The following is an 18,324-nucleotide window of genomic DNA, read 5'->3' on the forward strand; positions in this document are numbered from 1 at the left end:
GTGGCGGCTCACCGCCCGGGGGTACCGCTGGGACGGCGCCACGCTGACCCGCTACGGCCAGACGGCCGCCGAGGACATCGCCTGGCGCGCCGTGGGAGACCTGGTGGCCGCCGAGGCGCCCACCGCCCGCACGCAGCCGACCGCCCCGGACCTGTCCATGTCGGTGTACGGCAAGCGGGACGCGCAGCCCGTGACGGCAGAGGTCGTCTCCGCTTCCATCGCCGTCACCCCGGCAGGCGAAGTCCCCGTCATGCTGCGCCCGTGGATCAAGAAGGCAGCCGTTCCCGTGACGCTGTACCCCTCGCGGTGCGTCGGGCGTGACTACGTCGGCGCTGACTGCCTGCTCGCCCCCAAGGGCGACAACGCCGCCCCCGGCAGCGAGCCGGTCCTGTCCGTGCTCCCCACCGGCTACCTCACGTCGAACGCCGCCTATCTCGAAGATCTCGCCGCGTACGCCGTGGCCGAGGGACGCACACCTGAGGAGGGTGCCGCGTTCGCCCGGTGGGTGATCTCGTCGCAGATCCTCACGTTCGGCGTCTTCGACTCGGTGTACGAGAGCTGGGTGCGGTCGCTCACCTGCACCCTGACCGCCCGCTACGCGGTGCTCACCTACACGCGGAGCAACGGTGCAGCGCTGCGCCTGGAATGCGGCTGCGGCCAGGACCACACCGGCACGCCGTGGGACCGCGCCACGGTGTGGAACGACGAGGGGTGCCACTACCCCAGCTTTGAAGCCATCCCCCTGGACCGGATCGCCGACTTGATCGCCGCACGCGGGTACCGGGTCACGGGTGAGTGGTCGCACGGCGACGTCGTGCGTAGGGTGGCCGTCGAGCCGCTCCCCGCTCCCGGGACGCAGTCGGCGCCGGTCGTGGCCGCAGCAGTGGACGCCGTGCCGTCCGATCCGGGCACGTCGGATACGTGGGAGTCCGACGGCGGTGCCTGCCCCGGTGTGCAGCCGCCCCGCGGCCCCGAGCCCGACCCGACCGCCACCACCGCCCCGCGGGAGCCCGAGCCGTCCGGCGACGCCCCCGCGGCCCCTCCCGCCGCGCCGCCGGCGGACGCGGTCGCCGGCCTGCCCAAGAACGCGCGCACCCTGGTCGAGGCAGCGACCGCGAACGGGTGGGACGTGACCGTCACGGCCAACCTCATGCAAGGCACCCTCGTACAGGCGGTCGAGGTGTCCGGCGAGTTCCCGGTGCGCACCGGCACCCAGCACTTCACCGCCCGGTGCGTGTGGGACGGCGCCCGCTACTGGGCCTCAGCCTCCCAACGGGGCGGCCGCCACGGCGCCGCGTTCCGCGAAGTGCTCGCGTGGGTGCGCGACGTGCGCGCCGTCAACCGCGCGGACGAAGCCAGCGGCCGGACCGTGTGGGGACGCGACGCGGCCGAGTGGCACCGCCAGCTCGCCGACGCCGTCACCAAGATTGCCGAGACGGCGGCACAAACCCGGTACGAGCACGACCAGGTGACCGGCGCCGCCGCCGAGCGCGCTGGAGCAGCTCTGGCAGACGCCGAGCAGGCGCACCGAGACGCGGTCGACGCTCTGACCCGGGCCCAGCGCGGCTACCGGGCGAGCGGGGGCGAGGACGCGCGGCCCCTGGCAGCGGAGCGGGATGCGGTCCTGGACGCGGGCAAGCGGGTGAGCGCCGCACTGGAGCGGGTCAAGGACGCACCGCGCGCGACCGAGGCCGAGACGCTCGCCCTGACGGCAATCGCCGAGGCCGAGCGCCAGTTGCAGGCCGAAGAGGAAGCGTGGCGCGCACGGCTTGCCGCCGAAGGCCGGGAGCCCACCGCCGCCGGATACGGGCGCCTGATCCAGATGTTCGAGGACGCCCAGCGCGCATGGGTGGCCTGGCACACCGAGCACGGGCACGCCGGCGAACCCTTCCACGAGGCCTACGACCGGTGGGGCGAGGAGCGGCACGGCAAGGGACACCGGCCCGCGTACACGCGCGCGTACCTCAACGCCCACGCCGCCTTGGACACCGCACGTGGAGCCCTCGCCGTAGCCGTCGGCACCGCCCAGGGAGGCGAGGAGGGCAGCGTGTTGGTGCAGCGCGGCCGGGACCGCAGCCGGTCGGCGCGGGACTGGGTGCGTGACTGGCTGACGCGTGGCTGGACACCGGACGGCCGGGCCGACGAGTTCGCCGAGCAGCACCCCGCCGAGGTGGAAGCCGTCCGGGTCGCACGGCTGACCGTGGACGGCGTAGAGGCCTACCGGCGCGCCGAGCGCGAAGCCTGGCAGGCCAAGCAGGCGAAGGCCGCCAACTCCCCGTCCTGACACACCCAGCCTCCCGGGCCGGTCCGGGTCCGGATGCCCGGACCGGCCCCCCTTTGGAGGAGGAACAGCTATGCGGATGAGCCAACGCCGCGCGGACATGCTGAACCGGCGTGCGCGGTTTCTGCACCAGCGACGCAAGGACCGGTCGACGTTGCCGTGCCTGGAGAACGGCGGGACCCAGGTCTACTCCTACTGGAAGCGCGGTGAAGGCCTGGTGGTGTCCGTCCATCTGGACACCGGCGAGGTACCCGGCGACCTGATCAGCCCGGATGGAACGATCCCGGTCCGGATCACGGTCAACGGCGACTGCGTCTTCGGTGTCGACTGATACGGCCGAGGCATTGACCCCCGCCCCATGACAGCGTATTATTGATTTTGCTAGTGAGCGGCAACTCGCTAGCGTCACCAGCTCCTACAGGAGGACGCACGATGACCACGATCCGCCGGAACTGGACCAACCGGGTTGCACAGATCCGCGCAGCTGCCCAGTCCTGCCGCGCCTACGACGCCTCGACCGGCAACATGGTGCCGGTCGACCCGGCTCGCGCATTCGAGGCATGGGAGGCCAAGCCGCGGGCCCGGCTTACCGAGGACACCCCCGGGCAGAAGTGGACCGTTCACGTCCACTCGAACGAGTTCTACACCCTGACCGCCGAGGCGCCCGAGACGTCCGAGGCGCGCCCGGCCCCCGCCGGCCACGCCGGCCAGTCCAGCCCGGCCGCAGCGCCGGACCAACGCGCCGCCCGCACCGTCACGCGCCGGAGGCGGGCAGCCGAGGAGCGCGGCAGCTTGCCGGGCCATCTGCCCGGCCTGGCAGTCGATCTCGCGGGCAAGACCGTGCGCGTCAAGCTCGCTCAGGGCTACAGCCACGAGCAGATCCGGGACGAATTCGAGCAGGCGCGCGCCCAGGCCGAGGCCGCCGGGGACACGGAGAGGGCGAACGGCCTGTCGACGATGCTCGCGGTGCACGCCGTGATGGCCGAGGAGGCCGCCGCCACCTCGCCCACCAGCCCCAGCTCCCCGCCACAGCAGCCCGCATCCGGGCGCGCGGCGCGCGAGGATGACGTGCTGTCGCGCATCGACTCGGTGCTGCACGACGCCGCTGTGACCGGCGACCTCACCGTCAGCGACGACGCCATGCGGTCCGTCCCCCTGGCCGACCCGGGCGAGATCATCCACGCCTACACGCGCGCTCAGGCCCTGGCGGACGGCGTCCTGGTGGCCGCTGACGCCGACTTGGCCCGGGAGGCCGGCTTCCGCGTTCCGGTCGCTCTCACGAGCGCCGTATGGGAGGGCTGCGTGGCCTGGAACGACGGCGACAGCGAGCGACAGACCCCGCAGGACGAGCGTGGCCGCCTGTGGGACGTGCTGACCATGACTCACCACGCGATCCGGCGCAGCGGAGGGGACGGCGACCGGGTCACCGTCGACCTGCTGCGGGTTCCGCGCGACGGCCGCACCACGCAGGCCCGGCCGGTCCAGCTCGTCTGCGTGATCGGGCCCGGCGACCAGGGCGAGCCCGTGATCACCATCATGCAGCCCGACGAGGACTGAGCCCCGCCGCCCGAGGGGCACTGGCACTGCCCGCCCCTCGGGCCACGGTGTAACGGAAAAGTGATCCGTGGTCGGGGTTTCTGGTCGCCGTCATGGTCGGCCCCGTCCGGTGTCCTGCCCGTGACCACCGAAGGGCTACTTCAACGGCGTCTCAGGCACCCCGATCAAGCACCAGAAGGGCCACCATGACCGCGACGACCCGCAAGTGCCGCGACTGTGACACCAACAACGACAGCACCGCCCGTCAGTGCATCGCCTGCGGACTCCCGCTTCAGCGATCCCGCGTACGAGGTGCCCGCGTCTCCCGTGTTCGACGCAGCCGCGACCTGCGCTGACTTGCCCGATCAACGCCGCCAGACCCGCGGGCGCAACGCCCCGGGGCCCCACCCGAAGGGACCCACGCCCGATGTCCACCACACCCGCAAGCGTGGCCGCTCGTGTCGCCGAGATCCTCGGCGGCGACTGGACGGCCGGCGCCGGATCCTGGGAAACCTACGGCCGCCTGGACGCCCCCGACAGCGACACGTACACGCTCTACGTCGACGACCACGACGAGCTGTGCCTGTCGGCGAACCTCGACCCCACCGGCGAGATCGCTTCGTTCCGCAGGGTGGACACGCCCGAGGGGATCGAGGCGCTCGCCGCAACCATCGCGGCGGCGATCCGGCAGCACCACACCGCCGCCGACCAGGAGTAAAGGCCTTGCCCTCCTCCCAAAAGAGCGTATAATTGATTCTTGAGAGCAAGCGGCAACTTGCTCGACACCAACCCGATCGCACAAGGAGCAATCCGTGAGCGACATCGCAACCACAACGGCACCGATGCAGCGGGTCACCCTGCGTCTCGGCCAGATCCGCGTCAATGAGAACAACGTCCGCCAGGACCTCAACCTGGACGAGAAGTTCCTCAAGTCCGTCGCGGCCAACGGCGTGAAAGTCCCCGTCGTTGTCCTCCCGCTCGGCGAGGACACCTACGAGCTCAAGATGGGCCACCGGCGCTACCACGCCGCCCGGGCCACCAAGCAGACCGAGGAAGAGCGGGACGCGATCGAGGTCCCCGCGTACGTGCTCGACCCCTCCTTGCGCGAGGCGGGCGAGGACTTCATCGACCAGCTCATCGAGAACGACGACAACTACCGCCGAGGCCTGACCGAGCTGGAGCAGGCCGATGCCCTGTTCGGCGCGGTCGACGCGGGCATGAAGCAGGCGCGGGTCGCCCAGCTCACCGGCCGGTCCCGCACCGAGGTCTCCCGCGCCGTCAGGACCGCAAAGGCAGTCGGCGAGCGGACCCGTTCCCTGCTCGCAGGAGCCGGTGCATACGACCTCGACCTCGAAGTGCTCGCCGTGCTGGGCGAGTTCGACGACGACCCGGCCGCCGTAGAGCGGTTGCTGGAGGCCTACGCCAAGAACCGCTTCGAGTTCCAGGTGCAGTGGGAGCGCGACGACCGCGCCGAGCAGCGCGCCCGCGAGCAGGTCCGCCCGCAGCTGGAAGCGGCGGGGGTGCGGCTGGCCGAGGACGGCGACCTTCCTCAGACCGCCGAACCGCTCAGCGAGCTGGCCGGCCCGGACGGCGAGCCCCTGAGCAGCGAGGCACACGCCGCCTGCCCCGGCCACGTGGCGACCTGGGCCGAGAACCCCCGCGAGCCGGGCGAGGTCGAGTACTTCTGCACCGACCCGGACCGCTACGGGCACCGCCCGCCCCAGGAGGACGCCCCCGAGACGGAAGGTGACCAGGTCGGGGAGCAGCCGCAGGCGACGCGTGAGGCCAAGCCGTCGGAGCCGTCCCGCGAGTACGTGAAGGCGGGCAACAAGGCCTACCGTGCCGCCGAGAAGGCCCGGCAGGGGTGGCTGAAGGACCTGATCGGCCGCAAGACCGCGCCCAAGCCGCTCGCCGCGTTCGTCACCGCGCAGCTCCTTTCCTGCCCCAAGCCGGTGGCTCAGTGGGTGGGCGACGCGGGCCGCCGTGACCTGGTCAAGGAGCTGACCGGCTACGACAACCCGGCCGAGCGCGCCATGTCGGCGACCCCGGCCAAGCTCACCCTGCTGAACTTCGCGGTGCTGGCCGCGTCGTTCGAGAAGCGGATGGGTGAGGTGCGGACCTGGCGCACCGACAACGCCGCCCGCTCGTCGGTGTACGAGCTGCGGGAGATCCGCGAGGACGCCCGCACATGGCTGTCGTTCCTCGCCGAGATCGGCTACCCGCTCTCCAGCGTCGAACAGGCCATCGTCGACGACGAGCCCTACCAGGAGGGCGAGCCGGAGGCCTGCGACACCGACGACCAGACCGCCGAGGACTCCGAGGACACCCCGGACGCCGTGAGCGCCGAGGACTCCGAGGGCGCGTCCTGACCTGCTGCCCGGGCCGGACCTGACCGGCCCGGCCCGGGCCCCCTACCCCCTTCCCCCCTTCCCTCTCTGCGCGCTGCCCGCCCGGAAGGCCTCGTCATGCTCCGCACCGAACTCCGCCTCAACGCCACTCTGTTCGTCGCCCAGGCCGCCGTCAGCAACCACACAGGGCTGATCGCCCGCACCGGGCTGGCCATGCCGGCCGCGCCGTTCGGCTCCCCCGCATGGCAGCTGCCCGCCCTGGTCTCCTACCTTCACCACCTCTACCAGGACGAGCAGGACCCCTCCCCCGAACTGTGGCGCTCCCACACCGAGCGCCAGACCGGGCCCGTGCCCCGGCCGCACATCCGCTACCACGCTGACGGCCTGCACGATCCGGACGCGGTGTGCGTGCTCGACATCCAGCTCGGACCGCGCGACGAGGAAACCGGCTGGCCCGCCGCCGACCTCGCCGTCATCGAGCAGGAGGAAGGCGCCTGCCCCTTCGGACGCGTCACCCGCCGCCACGGGGCAGAAGCGATCGCCGCGTACGCCGCCGAGGAGCTGACCGCCGAGCACGCAGCGCTGATGGACCGCGCCCGGCGCCACCAGGACGCCGCCCTGGTGCGCCTCGCCGGACTGGCGCAGCGCGCCGCCGAGTGGGCCGACAAAGTACGCGCAGCTGCGCACGCCGATGCCGTCCACGTCCAGGCCGACCGCGCCCGGGCTCGCATCACCCGCTGACCGCCCCCGCTCACCCTGCGCCGACTGCCGACTGTGGAGGGCTGCACCTTGTACGAGTTCGAGCCTGCCTCGCCGACCTACGCCATCTCCGACACCATCGTCGAACACCAGCTGCACGGCCGGGACCGCACCCGCGCCGACCTGCCCGGCGGCTACCGGCTGACCCTGCGCACGCGCGAGCTGCACGGCCAGCTTGAGGCCGCCCTGTTCGCGCCGTCGCCCACCGGCCCCGCCCGAATCTGCACCGCGCGCATCAGCGCGCACACCCCGACCCCCGTCACGTCGCGCATCCTCGACACGGTCACCCGCTACGCCCCGGCCCTGCCCGACGCCCGCGACGCCCATCCGCCCCTTCAGGACGTTGCTCGCATGCTCACCACGGGAGCTGCCTTCCAGCGGCCCGGCGAGCCGGGGCTGCTCATCCAGTTCGGGCATGCGGAGGCCTGGCTGGAGGGCAGGCGGCTCAGCGTCACTCTGGGCAGCCCGGGCAGCGGGCTCAGCCTGGTCCTGGGCGGCCCGTGGGACGCGCCGTCCACCGCCCGCCTCACCGCCGCCGTCCTGCACGAGCTGACGGGGGCCGGGCAACTCGCCGATGAGGTCGCCTCCCTGCTGGAGCCCGGGGCGTGGCAGGTCCTTTCCGACCAGTGGCACCCAGACGCCGCCCTGATCCTGCCCTCAACCCGCCGCCCGGACCCGGAAGACCCGCTCGGCCGCCGCATCTCCCGAGCGCTGCGCGAGGTCCAACACCATCTGCGCGCGGCCCGGCCCGACTGGGACTTCCAGGAGCTGATCGCCGTCGAGGGATCGGCTGTCGCGCTGCGCGTCACCGCGCGTGACCGCGCCGTCCCACGCCTGGTCCGCAAGGTGGTCAGCGACGGCGCGCACGGCCCAGACGAGTTGGGCAACACCCGCACGACGTTCACCCCCGCCGTCCTGCCCGCCCTCCCCTGCGGCGCCCCGGCCCGGCCGTCCGGCGAAGGGCCGTCCCTGGACCTCCATGTCGCCCCGAAGAACGAGCGCTACTCGTACGGCGTGAAACTGGACCTCGGCAACTGGGCGTATGTTCTGGACGCCCAAGCCGTCGTCTACGGGCCCGGCTGGTACCCCTTCCACGAGCACGTGACGCGCCGGGAGAAGGACCCCACCGCCCCGCTCAACGACCGCGAAGTGCCCACCGGCCGCACGGTGCCCGCCCGGGTGCGCATCTCTCCCGACGTCGAGGACCGCGCCTGGGGCAACGAGTACGTCCAGCTCACCCCCGTCGACCACCGGGTCGAGGCGCGGCTGCATCTGTACGCCGGCCGGGAGAATGCCTGCACCCTGGTGCGCACCATCACGCTGGAGATCGACCTGCGGGCGAAGCGGGTGATGCTCCCCGCCCAGTTGCCTGCAGCCCTGCGCCACCAGGCGGAGGTCAAGGGCCGGCGGATCCTCGATCTGCTGATGGCCGCGCGCCGCGAACGCCGACGAGGGGTGAGCGAGCCGCGGGCCGTCCTCGGCCCATGGCAGCGCGGCGCCCCACCCAGCGCGGACGCCTAACGCAGGCACCGGGACGTGATGGCACCCGCGGCGCTGCCCGTTTCGCCCCGCGTCCGGGTCCGGGGCGGCAACCCCGGACCGGCCACCCACCAACCCGACTGCAGCCACCAAGGAGGCTCCGCCGTGCACTCCACCGATCCGACCCCGCACCCCTTCACCGCCTACGACCACAGCGCTGGTCCCCCCGAACTCCGGGTCTCCGGCGAGGTCGGCGGCCGGCCCGCCCTCTTCACCCTCTGTCCCAAGTTCGCCGACTACATGGACCCCGGTCCGCTGCTGGGAGTCGCCGTGCGCGTCGACACCCACTTCCGTATCCCGCTGACCTTCACCGCCACCTTCAAACAGGCCGCCGGCGAGCGGTGGGAGCTGGCCCGTGTCCTGTGCCGCCAGGACGACTACCTCGCATCGGTCCGGGCGGTACGACCAAAGATCGCGGAGGCCGCCGCCAAGGTTCTGCAGGAGCAGCGCGCACAGATGGAACCGCTGTTCGCCGTCGCCCGTGAGCGGCAGGCCGCGTACGCCCTGGCCGAGGTGTACCGGGCGCGCACCGCAGCTGCCGACTCTCACCGCCGCGTGGACGCAGCCGAGGACGAGTTCGACCTGTTCGAGGTCTGCGAAGAGCGGGCCGCCGAGGTGCTCGGCCAGCTGTCCGGGCGCCCAGGCCCTCTGCCCCACTGCGGTCCTCCGGTCGTACGCAGCACCACCTACGGCCGGGTCCTGGTCCTGTGTCCCGTCGGACACCTGGTGCAGTCCGTCAAGGCCGAGGACTGGAACGGCTCACAGCTCGCGGCCCGATGCGCCGACCCCGCCTTCACCGTGATCTGCCACGGCCAGACCGGCGAGCCCCTCTCCCACTGATCCGCCCTACCGGGCTCGGGGCGGCAACCCCGAGCCCGGCGTCCGCTCACCAACTCGAAGGACCCTCCCGTGAACGCTGTACTTACTGCCTCAGCCTCCCGGATGCTGACGCCGCCGGTAGACGCCGAAACCTGCACGTGCACGCCCGCCACCCGCTACGCCTGCGGCCACTGCTACCACGACCAGTGCCTGGACTGCGGATTTTGCACCATGGGCAGCTGCATCTGCCGCTGCGAGTACGGTCTCGGCTTCCACCCGAGCGACTCGCCGGCCGAAGGGCCAACGTTCTGGATCGGCGGGCACCACGCCAAGTGGCTCTCCACATGGGGCGTGCCGATGTGCATCTCCCGCTCCACGCTGACCGGCCGTGCGACGCTGCCGCGCGCCGCAGAGGCCTGGGTGTGCGACTCGGGCGCCTTCTCCGAACTCGGCGACCACGGCGGCTGGACAGTCAGTCCGCACGCCTACGTCCGGGAGCTACGCCGGTATCGCGACGAGATCGGCCTGCTCGTCTGGGCCGGGCCGCAGGACTGGATGTGCGAACCCGACATGATTGCCAAGACGGGCCTGTCGGTGCGCGAGCACATCGACCGCACCGTGGGCAACTTCGTCGACCTGATGGCCGAGGAGCCCGGCGTCGACATCATCCCGACCGTGCAGGGCTGGCGGCCGGCCGACTACGAAGCCTGCCTGGACCTGTATGACAAGCGCGGCGTGCGGCTGGCTGACTACCCGCTGGTCGGGGTCGGCTCCGTCTGCCGCCGCAAGTCGGTCAAGGACGTCGAAGCCGTGCTCGCCACCGTGGCCGCCGCCGGGCTGCGCCTGCACGGCTTCGGTCTGAAGACCCAGGCCCTCGAATCCTGCGCCGAATACCTGGCCTCCGCCGACTCCCTCGCCTGGTCGCGCGACGCCCGCTGGTCCGCACCGCTGCCCCAGTGCGAGGGCAAGCACAAGAGCTGCTCCAACTGCGTGCACTGGGCGATGCGCTGGCGTGAACGGGTCCTGGGCGTCCTGCACGCCCCCCGTCAGCTGATGTTCCCCGTCATGGCCTGACCTATCGCCGACCGTGCCGGTCCGGGGCGGCAACCCCGGCCCGGCGCAGTTCACCGACTCACCGACTCGAGAGGACCCTTGTGATGTCTGTGTACAAACAACCGCCGCTCGATCTCGGCTCCGTCTGCCAGCGGTGGAAGAACCGCCGGCACAGCTGGAGGCCGGCCAGTGAAGGCGGTTTCGATCCCGCCCGCTACCGCGTCCGCGAGATGCCGAACGAGCTGGTCCACCAGGCGAAGGCCTTCGTCCGCGCCCACCACTACAGCGGCTCGTGGCCCGCCGTCCGCTTCGCCTACGGCCTCATCGACGTCGCCGCTCCGCCGGCAGGCCGACTGGTGGGGGTGCTCACCCTGGGTATCCCGACACAGGTCGCCGTGCTCACCTCAGTGTTCGACCGGCTGGTCCCTTCTGCGAACCGAGTCTGAGCTTCGACTGACTCGTACCGTTCGCGGGCGGCCAATCCAGTGAGGCGAATCATCCATCCGATCTTTGATGCACTTGCGCACGGCCCCAAATTCCGATTACTCCGCTGAGTGATTGAGCTGCTACATTCCGCTTGTGTTCGCTGTAGACAGGCCAACTGCCGAGATCCTGCGGGTCGAGGTCACTGACACGCTGGCCTACTGGACGGTTCTTGCCGGGCCCACCTTGATGGTCGTCGAGGACGTGGACGCCTTCCTCTGCCACCTGCGCTTCGGCCGGGCCCGCGCGGAATCGACCACGAAGACGTACGCAGGTCACCTCAAGCGCTTCCACGCCTGGTGTGGCGAGCACGACCTGTCGCGGGAACACGCGGCCGCCGAACTCTCGCACTACCTGATGAAGCTGAGGACCACGCCTCGGCTGACGAGCGGCCGCGGCCAAGGGCGGCTCCCTCAGGACTCCACGCTCGCCCCCGCCCTGGCGGCAATCCACGGCTTCTACCTGCACCTGGCCGACCTCCGACGGATTAGCGCGAAGGCGGTCGACGCCCTGTTCGTCACCGCTCCGCACCCGGCGACGGGGAGACTCGTCCTGGAGCCACGCATCCGTGTCGATGCGCGGCCGAGCCACGCCTCCGGGCGGGCACCGTCCGCCAGTCACGAGGAGTTCACCGCGCTCCTGCGCGCTGCGCAGACCTCCCGCGACCGCTGCATCGTCGCCTTGCTCGGCGCGTGCGCGCTGCGCGTCGGCCAGGTCGTCAGCCTGCTTCGCGAGGACATTCACCTCGTCCCGGTCGGCAGTACCGTCCCGGGTTGTCCCTACAGTCTGGGCCCTCACCTGCACCTGAAGAAGCGTGACGGTCACCCGCGCGGGGCGGCGAACAAGAACCGCGGCACCGTTGTCGTTCCTGTGCCCGGCCCCGTGGTGATGCTCTACGCCGACTGGATGCGCGAGCGCCTCACGATCCCCGGGGCGGGCAAGGCTATTTGGGCCTTCGTGTCGTTTCCGGGTCCCACGGGAGAGCCGGGCGGACAGGTCCTCGGCACGCGGCGGGTTCAGGATCTTGTGTCGGATCTCGCCCGGGACGCCGGCATCCGGCACATCCATCCGCACATGCTGCGGCATACCTTCGGCGAGACCGCAGCCGATCTCGATGTCGCGTGCGACGTCCTCCAGCGCCTGCTCGGCCACCGTGACGTGGCCAGCCAGAACGTGTACCGCAACCCTTCCGACGCCCGGGTCGCTCACGCCGCCCAGGCCGTGAACGACAAGATCTTCGGACCAGCATGACGACTTCTGCACCTCTGCCCGCTCCAGCCCCCGCGACCGAATGGGAACCGGACTGGGACTACCTGGCCCGGCACGGCCTCGACCGCTCCCCGCTCCAGCTGTGCTTCCCCCTGGGCGCCGACTGGCACTTGCTGCGCCGCTGCCGGCACACCGGGTGCGACCGGCCGGCCACGAGCTGGCCGTGGCTGTGCCACCGCTGCGCGTCCGACTGGCGGGAGGCCGGCGCCCCCGGCGACATCGACGGCGGGGGCGCAAGCCCGCCCGCCCCGTCCGCCCGCCGCACCTACGCCGAGCATCAGTGCCGGGTGGGCTGCGACCGTGCCGCGGAGGCCAGCGGCCTGTGCAAGAGCTGTGCCTCCGAGCGCCGGGTGCTCGGGCTTACCGTCGAGGAGTACCTCGCCCGGGGCCGCGCCCCTCGTCCGGGCTTCGGGAAGTGCCTGGTCCGCGTGTGCCCGCGCATGGCCGTAGTGCGGCGGAGCCGGCTGTGCCTGCCGCACCAGCGGCAGTGGTCCAACGCGGGGACGCCCGATCGCGAGACGTGGGCGCTGACGGCAGCAGCCATCTACACGTCCGTCGACGTGGTCCCGCTCACCGATCTTGCGCCGGTGGTCGTGGTGCAGGTGCTGCGCGGGTATGAGGCCCAGCTCCGCCAGGGCGGCCGGATCAGCCCCGCACAGGTCAAGTCGGCGGTGCGCTGGTTGTGCGACCACGCGGTCGACGATCTGGCCGCCGCGGAACTGCCAGCCAAGGGTGCGACGACGACGTATCTGCGGCTGTGGCAGCGGACCCTACCGCTCCTTGAGGCCGACCCGGCCACGGAGCACACCCGGACCCTGGTCAGACTGCACATCCTCAACCCCCGCTACAAGGGCGGGAGCGTTGATCTGCGGGACGTCCACGCGCCCTGGGTCACGCACCTCGCCCAGCAGTACCTGCTACGCCTCGCCGCCGGCGGCGCCTCCTCGGCACGGTTGATGCTCGTCGGCTACGCGTCCCGGTGGTTCGCGATGTTCCTTCGCACCCTGCCCGGCGAGGGCCGAAGGCCGGGGGACGTCGGCCGTGCCGGCATGCTTGCCTATCTGCGCTGGCTGACGCACCGAGCCCGCGACACCAGCGACTACCAGCTCCTCAACGACGACGACCCGGTACGGCAGGTCGTCGCCGAGCGCCTCCTGCCATCCCGCCGAGGCGCCGAGCCTTTGCTGGTCACCCCGGTGCGCCACTACGAGCTAGTGAAGGTGCTGCGTGAGGTCCTCGAGCATGGCAGGGCATGGCTCGCGGACAACCATGCTGCGGACGTCCATCTGCTGGAGATGGACGTGCCGCCCTACCCGGAGCGGGACGACACGGCCAGCGAGCTGGAGGGCCGTTCCCAGGACGCCCTGCCCGAACAGGTCTTCCTCCAGCTCATGGACGGGCGCAATCTCGCCCTGCTCCCGGCTGGGAACCGCCGCAACTGCGTCGAGCTGGCCATGCGCGTGGGCCGACGGCCGTGGGAGCTCCGCCACCTGGAGTTCGACTGCCTGGAGTGGCACGACATCGATGTGGAGGACCCGGACGGGACGGTGCGTCGCCGGTCCTACCCCTTCCTCGCGTACTGGATGCAGAAGGTCCGCCGACGGCACAAACTCCCGCTCCATCCCAGCGACGCCGAGGTCATCACCCGCCAGCAGGACCATCTGCGGCGCGAGTCCCCGCACCTGTTCCACGAAGACGGCCGGCCCCGCTCCACCCGCATGGTGCTGTTCCCCACCCCTCGGCGCTCCCGTGCCAACGCGCTCGGCGAGCGGCCGTACGACAGCGGCACGATCGGCTACTGGCTGGAGACCTGGCTCGACCAGTTCGCCGTAACCGACGAGGACGGGAAGCCCTTCGACCCGGCACGGGTGTTCCCCTACGCCTTCCGGCACACCTACGCCCAGCTCCGCGCCGATGCCGGCGTCCCGCTTGACATCCTGCAAGTCCTCATGGCCCACCAGGACCCCTCCACCACACAGGTCTACTACCGGCCCTCGCACCCCCGGCGAGTGGAAGCGGTGCGCGCCATCGCAGCCAAGTACCAGTTCGATCTCACCGGCGGCCGGATCCGCGCCCGCACCCCCGACGATGACCTTGCCGACCGGATCCGCGCAGGCGTTGGCTCGGTGCCCGTCCCCGCGGGACGCTGCCACGAGATGAACAACGTCCGCGCCGACGGACACGGCTGCCCGGTGTACAATCGCTGCTTCTCCTGCACCTTCTACACCACCGACTTCACCCACCTGCCCGAACTGCGCCAATTGCGCGCCGGGAAGGCGGAGCAGCTCGCCGCGCTGGAGAGCGCCTACGGCAGCGTTCTTGCCGCGGGGCCGCTGAGCGCGGCGAACCTGGAGCTGCTGCGCAGGGAGATCCAGCAGATCGACGAACTCGTCGGCAAATGCGAAGCCGACATCGGCTCCCTCACCCCCGAGGAACGGACCACGGTGGAGTCCTGGCTCCACACCAGGGACCGGTTCCTCACCGTCATCCCCGTAGCAGCGGTTCTGGCCGGACGGCAGCGCCTGGACCAGCCAACCGTCGACCCGATCGTCACCGAATCGACGACGGGATGACGCGCCCGGCCTCCTCACGCAAGAAGCCTGGCCAGGCGACGATCCCTGCCGCTCGGGTCGAGGTCCTCGATGCTGGCAGGGCGGCCGCCGTTCAGCGGCGCCGTGCCGACAGCGAACAGTGCCGGCAGCGGGTCCTTGACGTCCTGGCCGCGATGCGCAAGAGCCGCCAGGTCCTATCCGATGCGGAGATCACCAGGCGGGCAGCCGTCAACCCGCAGTACCTTCAACGCCACCGCGACCTCAAAGCCGAAGCCGAGTCCGTCCGCGCCCACCTCGCCCAAGACCAGCCTCGGGCGGCGGCAGCAGCGGCCGCCCGCAAGGAGGCAGCCCTCGAAGTCGAGAACCGCATGCTCCTAGAACAGAACGCCGCCCTACAACGAACGATTCACGAAGTTCAGAACGAGCTACGCACGCTACGCGCCAACTACCTGGGTGCTCGCCTCCGCGACGGCCTGAACGCCCGCTCGCTGCGCGACACGGAGCTGGAGGGACTGCGCGAGCAACGAGACGCCGCACTCGCAGCCAGCCGCCAAGCAGAGACCGCCATGCAGGCACTCCGCAACGTCAACCAGCGGCTGATGATCGAGAACAGTCGGCTGATCGCCGCAGATGCTCCGGAAGCACCCCGGACAGCCGCAGCCAGCCCCGAGCCGCCCGGCCCTTGAGAAAGGACCGCCACTGACCGAGGGCGGGAAAACCGGGACCGGTTCCTCACCGTGATCCCCGCCGCCGCCGTCCTGGCAGGCCGCCAGCAGCTGGCCCAGCCGACCATCGACCCGATTCTGCTGACCGGGCAGGCGAGGTGACCGGCGGCCGCAGCCCGCCGGGGCAGGCATCGAAGGGACCTGCCGTCCTGGCATGAGGAGGCCAGCTGGAAAACGCAGGTAAGAGCCGTGCACCCGCCCGGACCAGCTTCCGCAGCCTGGGCACCGAGCTCCAACCCTCAGGCATCTGACACCCACTCGGATCACCTCGCCATCGTCCTGCACCGACTCCACCCTGATCCCCGGATCCGCCAGGAAGGGCAGCTCTTGCAGCCGGAGCAGTACCTCGCGCACAGGCCAGAACCATCAGCCCGAAGGCGGTCGGCACCGGTTGTCTCCGGACGATCTCAAGAGACCTACCAGCAAGAGCAACAGTCACAGGGAGTAGCGCACCACGAAGTTGGACCAGAACCCTGAACGGGCAGCAGGCGTTCACCACTTCGGGAGGCACCCGGCGTACCGAGAATTCGAACGGTGAGGGTACACACCGAGGCGTTGCACGGTCTCGTACGGCGGATGAAAAGCACGGTGGCCGGTCGACCGCTGAGCTGCGGCGATGCCCTGCTTCCTTACGGGGGACGCTTTTCGTTCTCGTGTGCGCCGTCTATGGGGCCAGGCTGAGCGTCCCGCTGTCCCAGGCTGCTCTGCCGGCCCACGCTCATCAGAAGTGCGGGGCGCGGCAAGCGGCCCGGTGACCGCACCGATGACGGACTCTCTTCCCGAACGATCGCGGCGATGTCGGCGCGCGTCGACGTCGTCGGCGGTATGCCGCCTGACCCGGCCACGGCCCGGGACTGCCACGTACCGGGACATCCGCGTGGGTGAGCACCCCTGGCCGTGGTTTTGCCACGAGCGGCCGGGTACTCGGGTGCAGCCACCGTGAGGGGCACCCGCAGGAGCCCAGGCCGTCACGGCTCGACGGCTGCGGGGCACCCGGCGTACTACGTCCCCCCTGAGAGGCCTTCGATGAGCCGTCTCTTCTCGCCGCTCACCCTCCGCGGCACGACCTTTCCGAATCGGGCCTGGGTGGCCCCCATGTGCCAGTACAGCTCGGTCGACGGCTATCCGCAGGACTGGCATCTGGTCCATCTCGGTTCCCTGGCACGCGGCGGGTCCGGCCTCGTCATGCAAGAGGCCGGCCCGCGAAGGCGGCAGGCCGGGACAGTCCCAGCATCTGCGCGATGTGCCGAAACCGCCGATCGAGGAGGAGCTGGACAGCTGACAGCCGGGCCGCGCGGTCGGCGTCGCCGCCGGCTCCGAGCGGCCCGGCCGGGGCGAGGTTCTCCTCGGCCTCCAGGCGGAGCAGCTGCCGGCGCGCCACACGCAGCACCAGCAGGGCACGCACCAGGCTGGACCAGCCGCAGCCAGGGGGGCGCGTACACGGCGGTGCGCCGGCGCTCCAGGCCGATCCAAGGTTGAGTTCGGCCTGCGTCCCGGGCCCGGCCGGATTAGCGGTAGGGGCTGCGGCCGACGGCCGCCGCAGTGCTTGGTGCCCGTGGGCGGGCGACGGCCGCAAGTGTACGAAGGAACAGCCACTGTCGGCTCCGGATACGCAGGATCCGCCGGCACTGTTCCGCCGTATACGCGTGGGGGACCGCACGGCGCCCGGCAGCGCTCCGTCACCGGGTGTCGCGCGGGCGAGGGGCCTACCGTGGGAGATGGTCCCGGCGTCAGCCCCGCCGACCGGCCGGTCGTTCACGCCGGGGCGGAAGGAGGCACGAGATGTCCGATGCGATACGGGACACCACGGCCCGGCGCGTACGACATTTCGTCGACGCCGGATATCCCGACGCCGGGCCCGTCGAGGCGGCGGTGGAGGGAGCTGTCTACCGACTCGGGGACGGAACGGTGGCCAAGGTGTGGGAGCGCCGACGGGGATCCGAACTGCGGCGGATGCAGCGTTTCTACGCCGATGCCGCGGCGCACCTGCCGTTCGCCTCCCCGGAGATCCTCGCCGTCGAGGACATCGACGGTGTCCCGATGACCGTGGAGCGGGAGCTGACCGGCGAGCCCTTGGCAGGCAGGATCCGCACCGACGACCCGGACGAGGTGCTGCCCGAAGCGGTCGACTGCCTGGTCGGCGTGCTGCGCGCCCTCGCGGACGCCCACGACGTCGACGAGGTCAAGCACCTTCCTGTGCTGGACGAGGAACGCCCGCTGTGGGAAGGCCACACCACTTTCGGATCCGCCCTGGCGGGCCTGGTGGACCGGCGGGTCAGCCGGTGCGCGGACCGGCTCTCCACGCATGTCCGTGACTTCGACGACACGCGCGCCCGGCTGCTTCGGAAGCTGCGCTCGCTGCCCCGTACCGATGAGGTGGTCGTCCACGGTGACGTCTTCCCGGAGACCGTGCTGGTGGACGACGACCTGCGGCCGCTCGCCCTCGTGGACTACGGCTTCCTGTCCACGGGCGGGGACCCGCGGTTCGACGCCGCCGTGGCCGCGGCCATCTTCCCGGCGGGCACCGAGCACGCCCCGGAGATCACCCGGCAGCTCACCACGCGGTTCGCCGACGAGTTCGGCTACGCGGTCGACGACCTCCTGCTGTACCGGGCCGCCTATGCGATGGCCACGAGCGACGCCTTCGCGCCGGGCGGCGGTGACGAGCACTTCGCCTGGTGCGTCACCGTGCTCGAGGACTTGGCCGTCGCCGAGTCCCTGCACCGGTGACGCACCGCGGGCAGCCGGGCAGCCGGGAAGTTCCGGTGACGGTGTGTGCGGTTGCCTCCGATCCCGAGCGGATCCAGGGGCACATGGCCCTGGGGGCGAGCGGCCGTTCTCTCTGCCGACGACGCCCGAGGAGGCCACGAAGACAGCAGGTGGATGGTTGAGCGGAAGGCCGGGGGTCCAAGCAGTCAGGCACTGCGCGCTTGGTACAAACAGCGGCTGGGGTACTGGTA

The 18,324-nt window shown here is 71.3% G+C and carries 13 protein-coding genes and 2 pseudogenes; 14 read left to right on the forward strand and 1 reads right to left on the reverse strand.

Translation table 11 applies throughout. The annotated features are described in order from the left end of the window. From GV126_RS10835 to GV126_RS10895, 13 genes and pseudogenes are all read left to right on the forward strand, one after another. Window positions 1–2,284, forward strand: a pseudogene (locus tag GV126_RS10835) (hypothetical protein); the annotation flags it as partial. Window positions 2,285–2,360: 76 nt separating this feature from the next. Then, window positions 2,361–2,612 carry a hypothetical protein gene (locus tag GV126_RS10840; RefSeq protein WP_159664799.1) on the forward strand — a complete coding sequence of 84 codons (252 nt, stop codon included), beginning with the start codon at window positions 2,361–2,363 and terminating at the stop codon, window positions 2,610–2,612. Window positions 2,613–2,713: 101 nt separating this feature from the next. Next, entirely contained in the window at window positions 2,714–3,838 is a 1,125-nt protein-coding gene (locus GV126_RS35715) for a DUF6573 family protein (RefSeq protein ID WP_201299827.1), read from the forward strand. A gap of 406 nt (window positions 3,839–4,244) precedes the next feature. Beyond that, entirely contained in the window at window positions 4,245–4,535 is a 291-nt protein-coding gene (locus tag GV126_RS10850; protein ID WP_159664802.1) for a hypothetical protein, read from the forward strand. Between the two features lie 124 nt (window positions 4,536–4,659). Beyond that, window positions 4,660–4,806: pseudogene (locus tag GV126_RS37630) on the forward strand (hypothetical protein); the annotation flags it as partial. Window positions 4,807–6,282: 1,476 nt separating this feature from the next. Beyond that, entirely contained in the window at window positions 6,283–6,906 is a 624-nt protein-coding gene (locus GV126_RS10860) for a hypothetical protein (protein ID WP_159664808.1), read from the forward strand. A gap of 48 nt (window positions 6,907–6,954) precedes the next feature. Beyond that, entirely contained in the window at window positions 6,955–8,445 is a 1,491-nt protein-coding gene (locus GV126_RS10865) for a hypothetical protein (protein ID WP_159664811.1), read from the forward strand. A 123-nt stretch (window positions 8,446–8,568) separates the two neighbouring features. Beyond that, a complete protein-coding gene (locus GV126_RS10870) occupies window positions 8,569–9,303 on the forward strand; it encodes a hypothetical protein (RefSeq protein ID WP_159664814.1) in 735 nt (244 codons plus the stop codon). Between the two features lie 69 nt (window positions 9,304–9,372). Next, window positions 9,373–10,356, forward strand: coding sequence for a deazapurine DNA modification protein DpdA family protein (locus tag GV126_RS10875; protein WP_159664817.1), 984 nt, complete (start codon window positions 9,373–9,375; stop codon window positions 10,354–10,356). Between the two features lie 83 nt (window positions 10,357–10,439). Then, entirely contained in the window at window positions 10,440–10,781 is a 342-nt protein-coding gene (locus GV126_RS10880) for a hypothetical protein (protein ID WP_159664819.1), read from the forward strand. 133 nt (window positions 10,782–10,914) lie between these two features. Further along, window positions 10,915–12,069 (forward strand): tyrosine-type recombinase/integrase, encoded by a 1,155-nt coding sequence (locus tag GV126_RS10885; RefSeq protein ID WP_159664822.1) that lies wholly within the window; start codon window positions 10,915–10,917, stop codon window positions 12,067–12,069. After that, window positions 12,066–14,660 (forward strand): site-specific integrase, encoded by a 2,595-nt coding sequence (locus tag GV126_RS10890; RefSeq protein WP_159664825.1) that lies wholly within the window; start codon window positions 12,066–12,068, stop codon window positions 14,658–14,660. The genes GV126_RS10885 and GV126_RS10890 overlap by 4 nt, the downstream gene beginning before the upstream one ends. Beyond that, on the forward strand, window positions 14,657–15,325 hold the full coding sequence (locus GV126_RS10895) for a hypothetical protein (protein ID WP_159664828.1): 669 nt from the start codon (window positions 14,657–14,659) through the stop codon (window positions 15,323–15,325). The genes GV126_RS10890 and GV126_RS10895 overlap by 4 nt, the downstream gene beginning before the upstream one ends. 1,222 nt (window positions 15,326–16,547) lie before the next feature. Here the strand turns inward: GV126_RS10895 and GV126_RS37635 are convergent. Further along, window positions 16,548–16,769: a hypothetical protein gene (locus GV126_RS37635; RefSeq protein WP_419796081.1), complete on the reverse strand. Its 222-nt coding sequence runs from the start codon at window positions 16,767–16,769 to the stop codon at window positions 16,548–16,550. Between the two features lie 377 nt (window positions 16,770–17,146). Between GV126_RS37635 and GV126_RS10905 the strand changes: the two genes are divergently transcribed. Further along, the gene (locus GV126_RS10905; RefSeq protein ID WP_202036247.1) at window positions 17,147–18,094 is read left to right on the forward strand and encodes a phosphotransferase family protein; all 948 of its coding nucleotides are present in this window, start codon (window positions 17,147–17,149) and stop codon (window positions 18,092–18,094) included. The last annotated feature ends 230 nt before the right edge of the window (window positions 18,095–18,324 follow it).

The sequence above is a fragment of the Streptomyces mexicanus genome, from assembly GCF_902506575.1.
Classification (GTDB): Bacteria; Actinomycetota; Actinomycetes; order Streptomycetales; family Streptomycetaceae; genus Streptomyces; species Streptomyces mexicanus.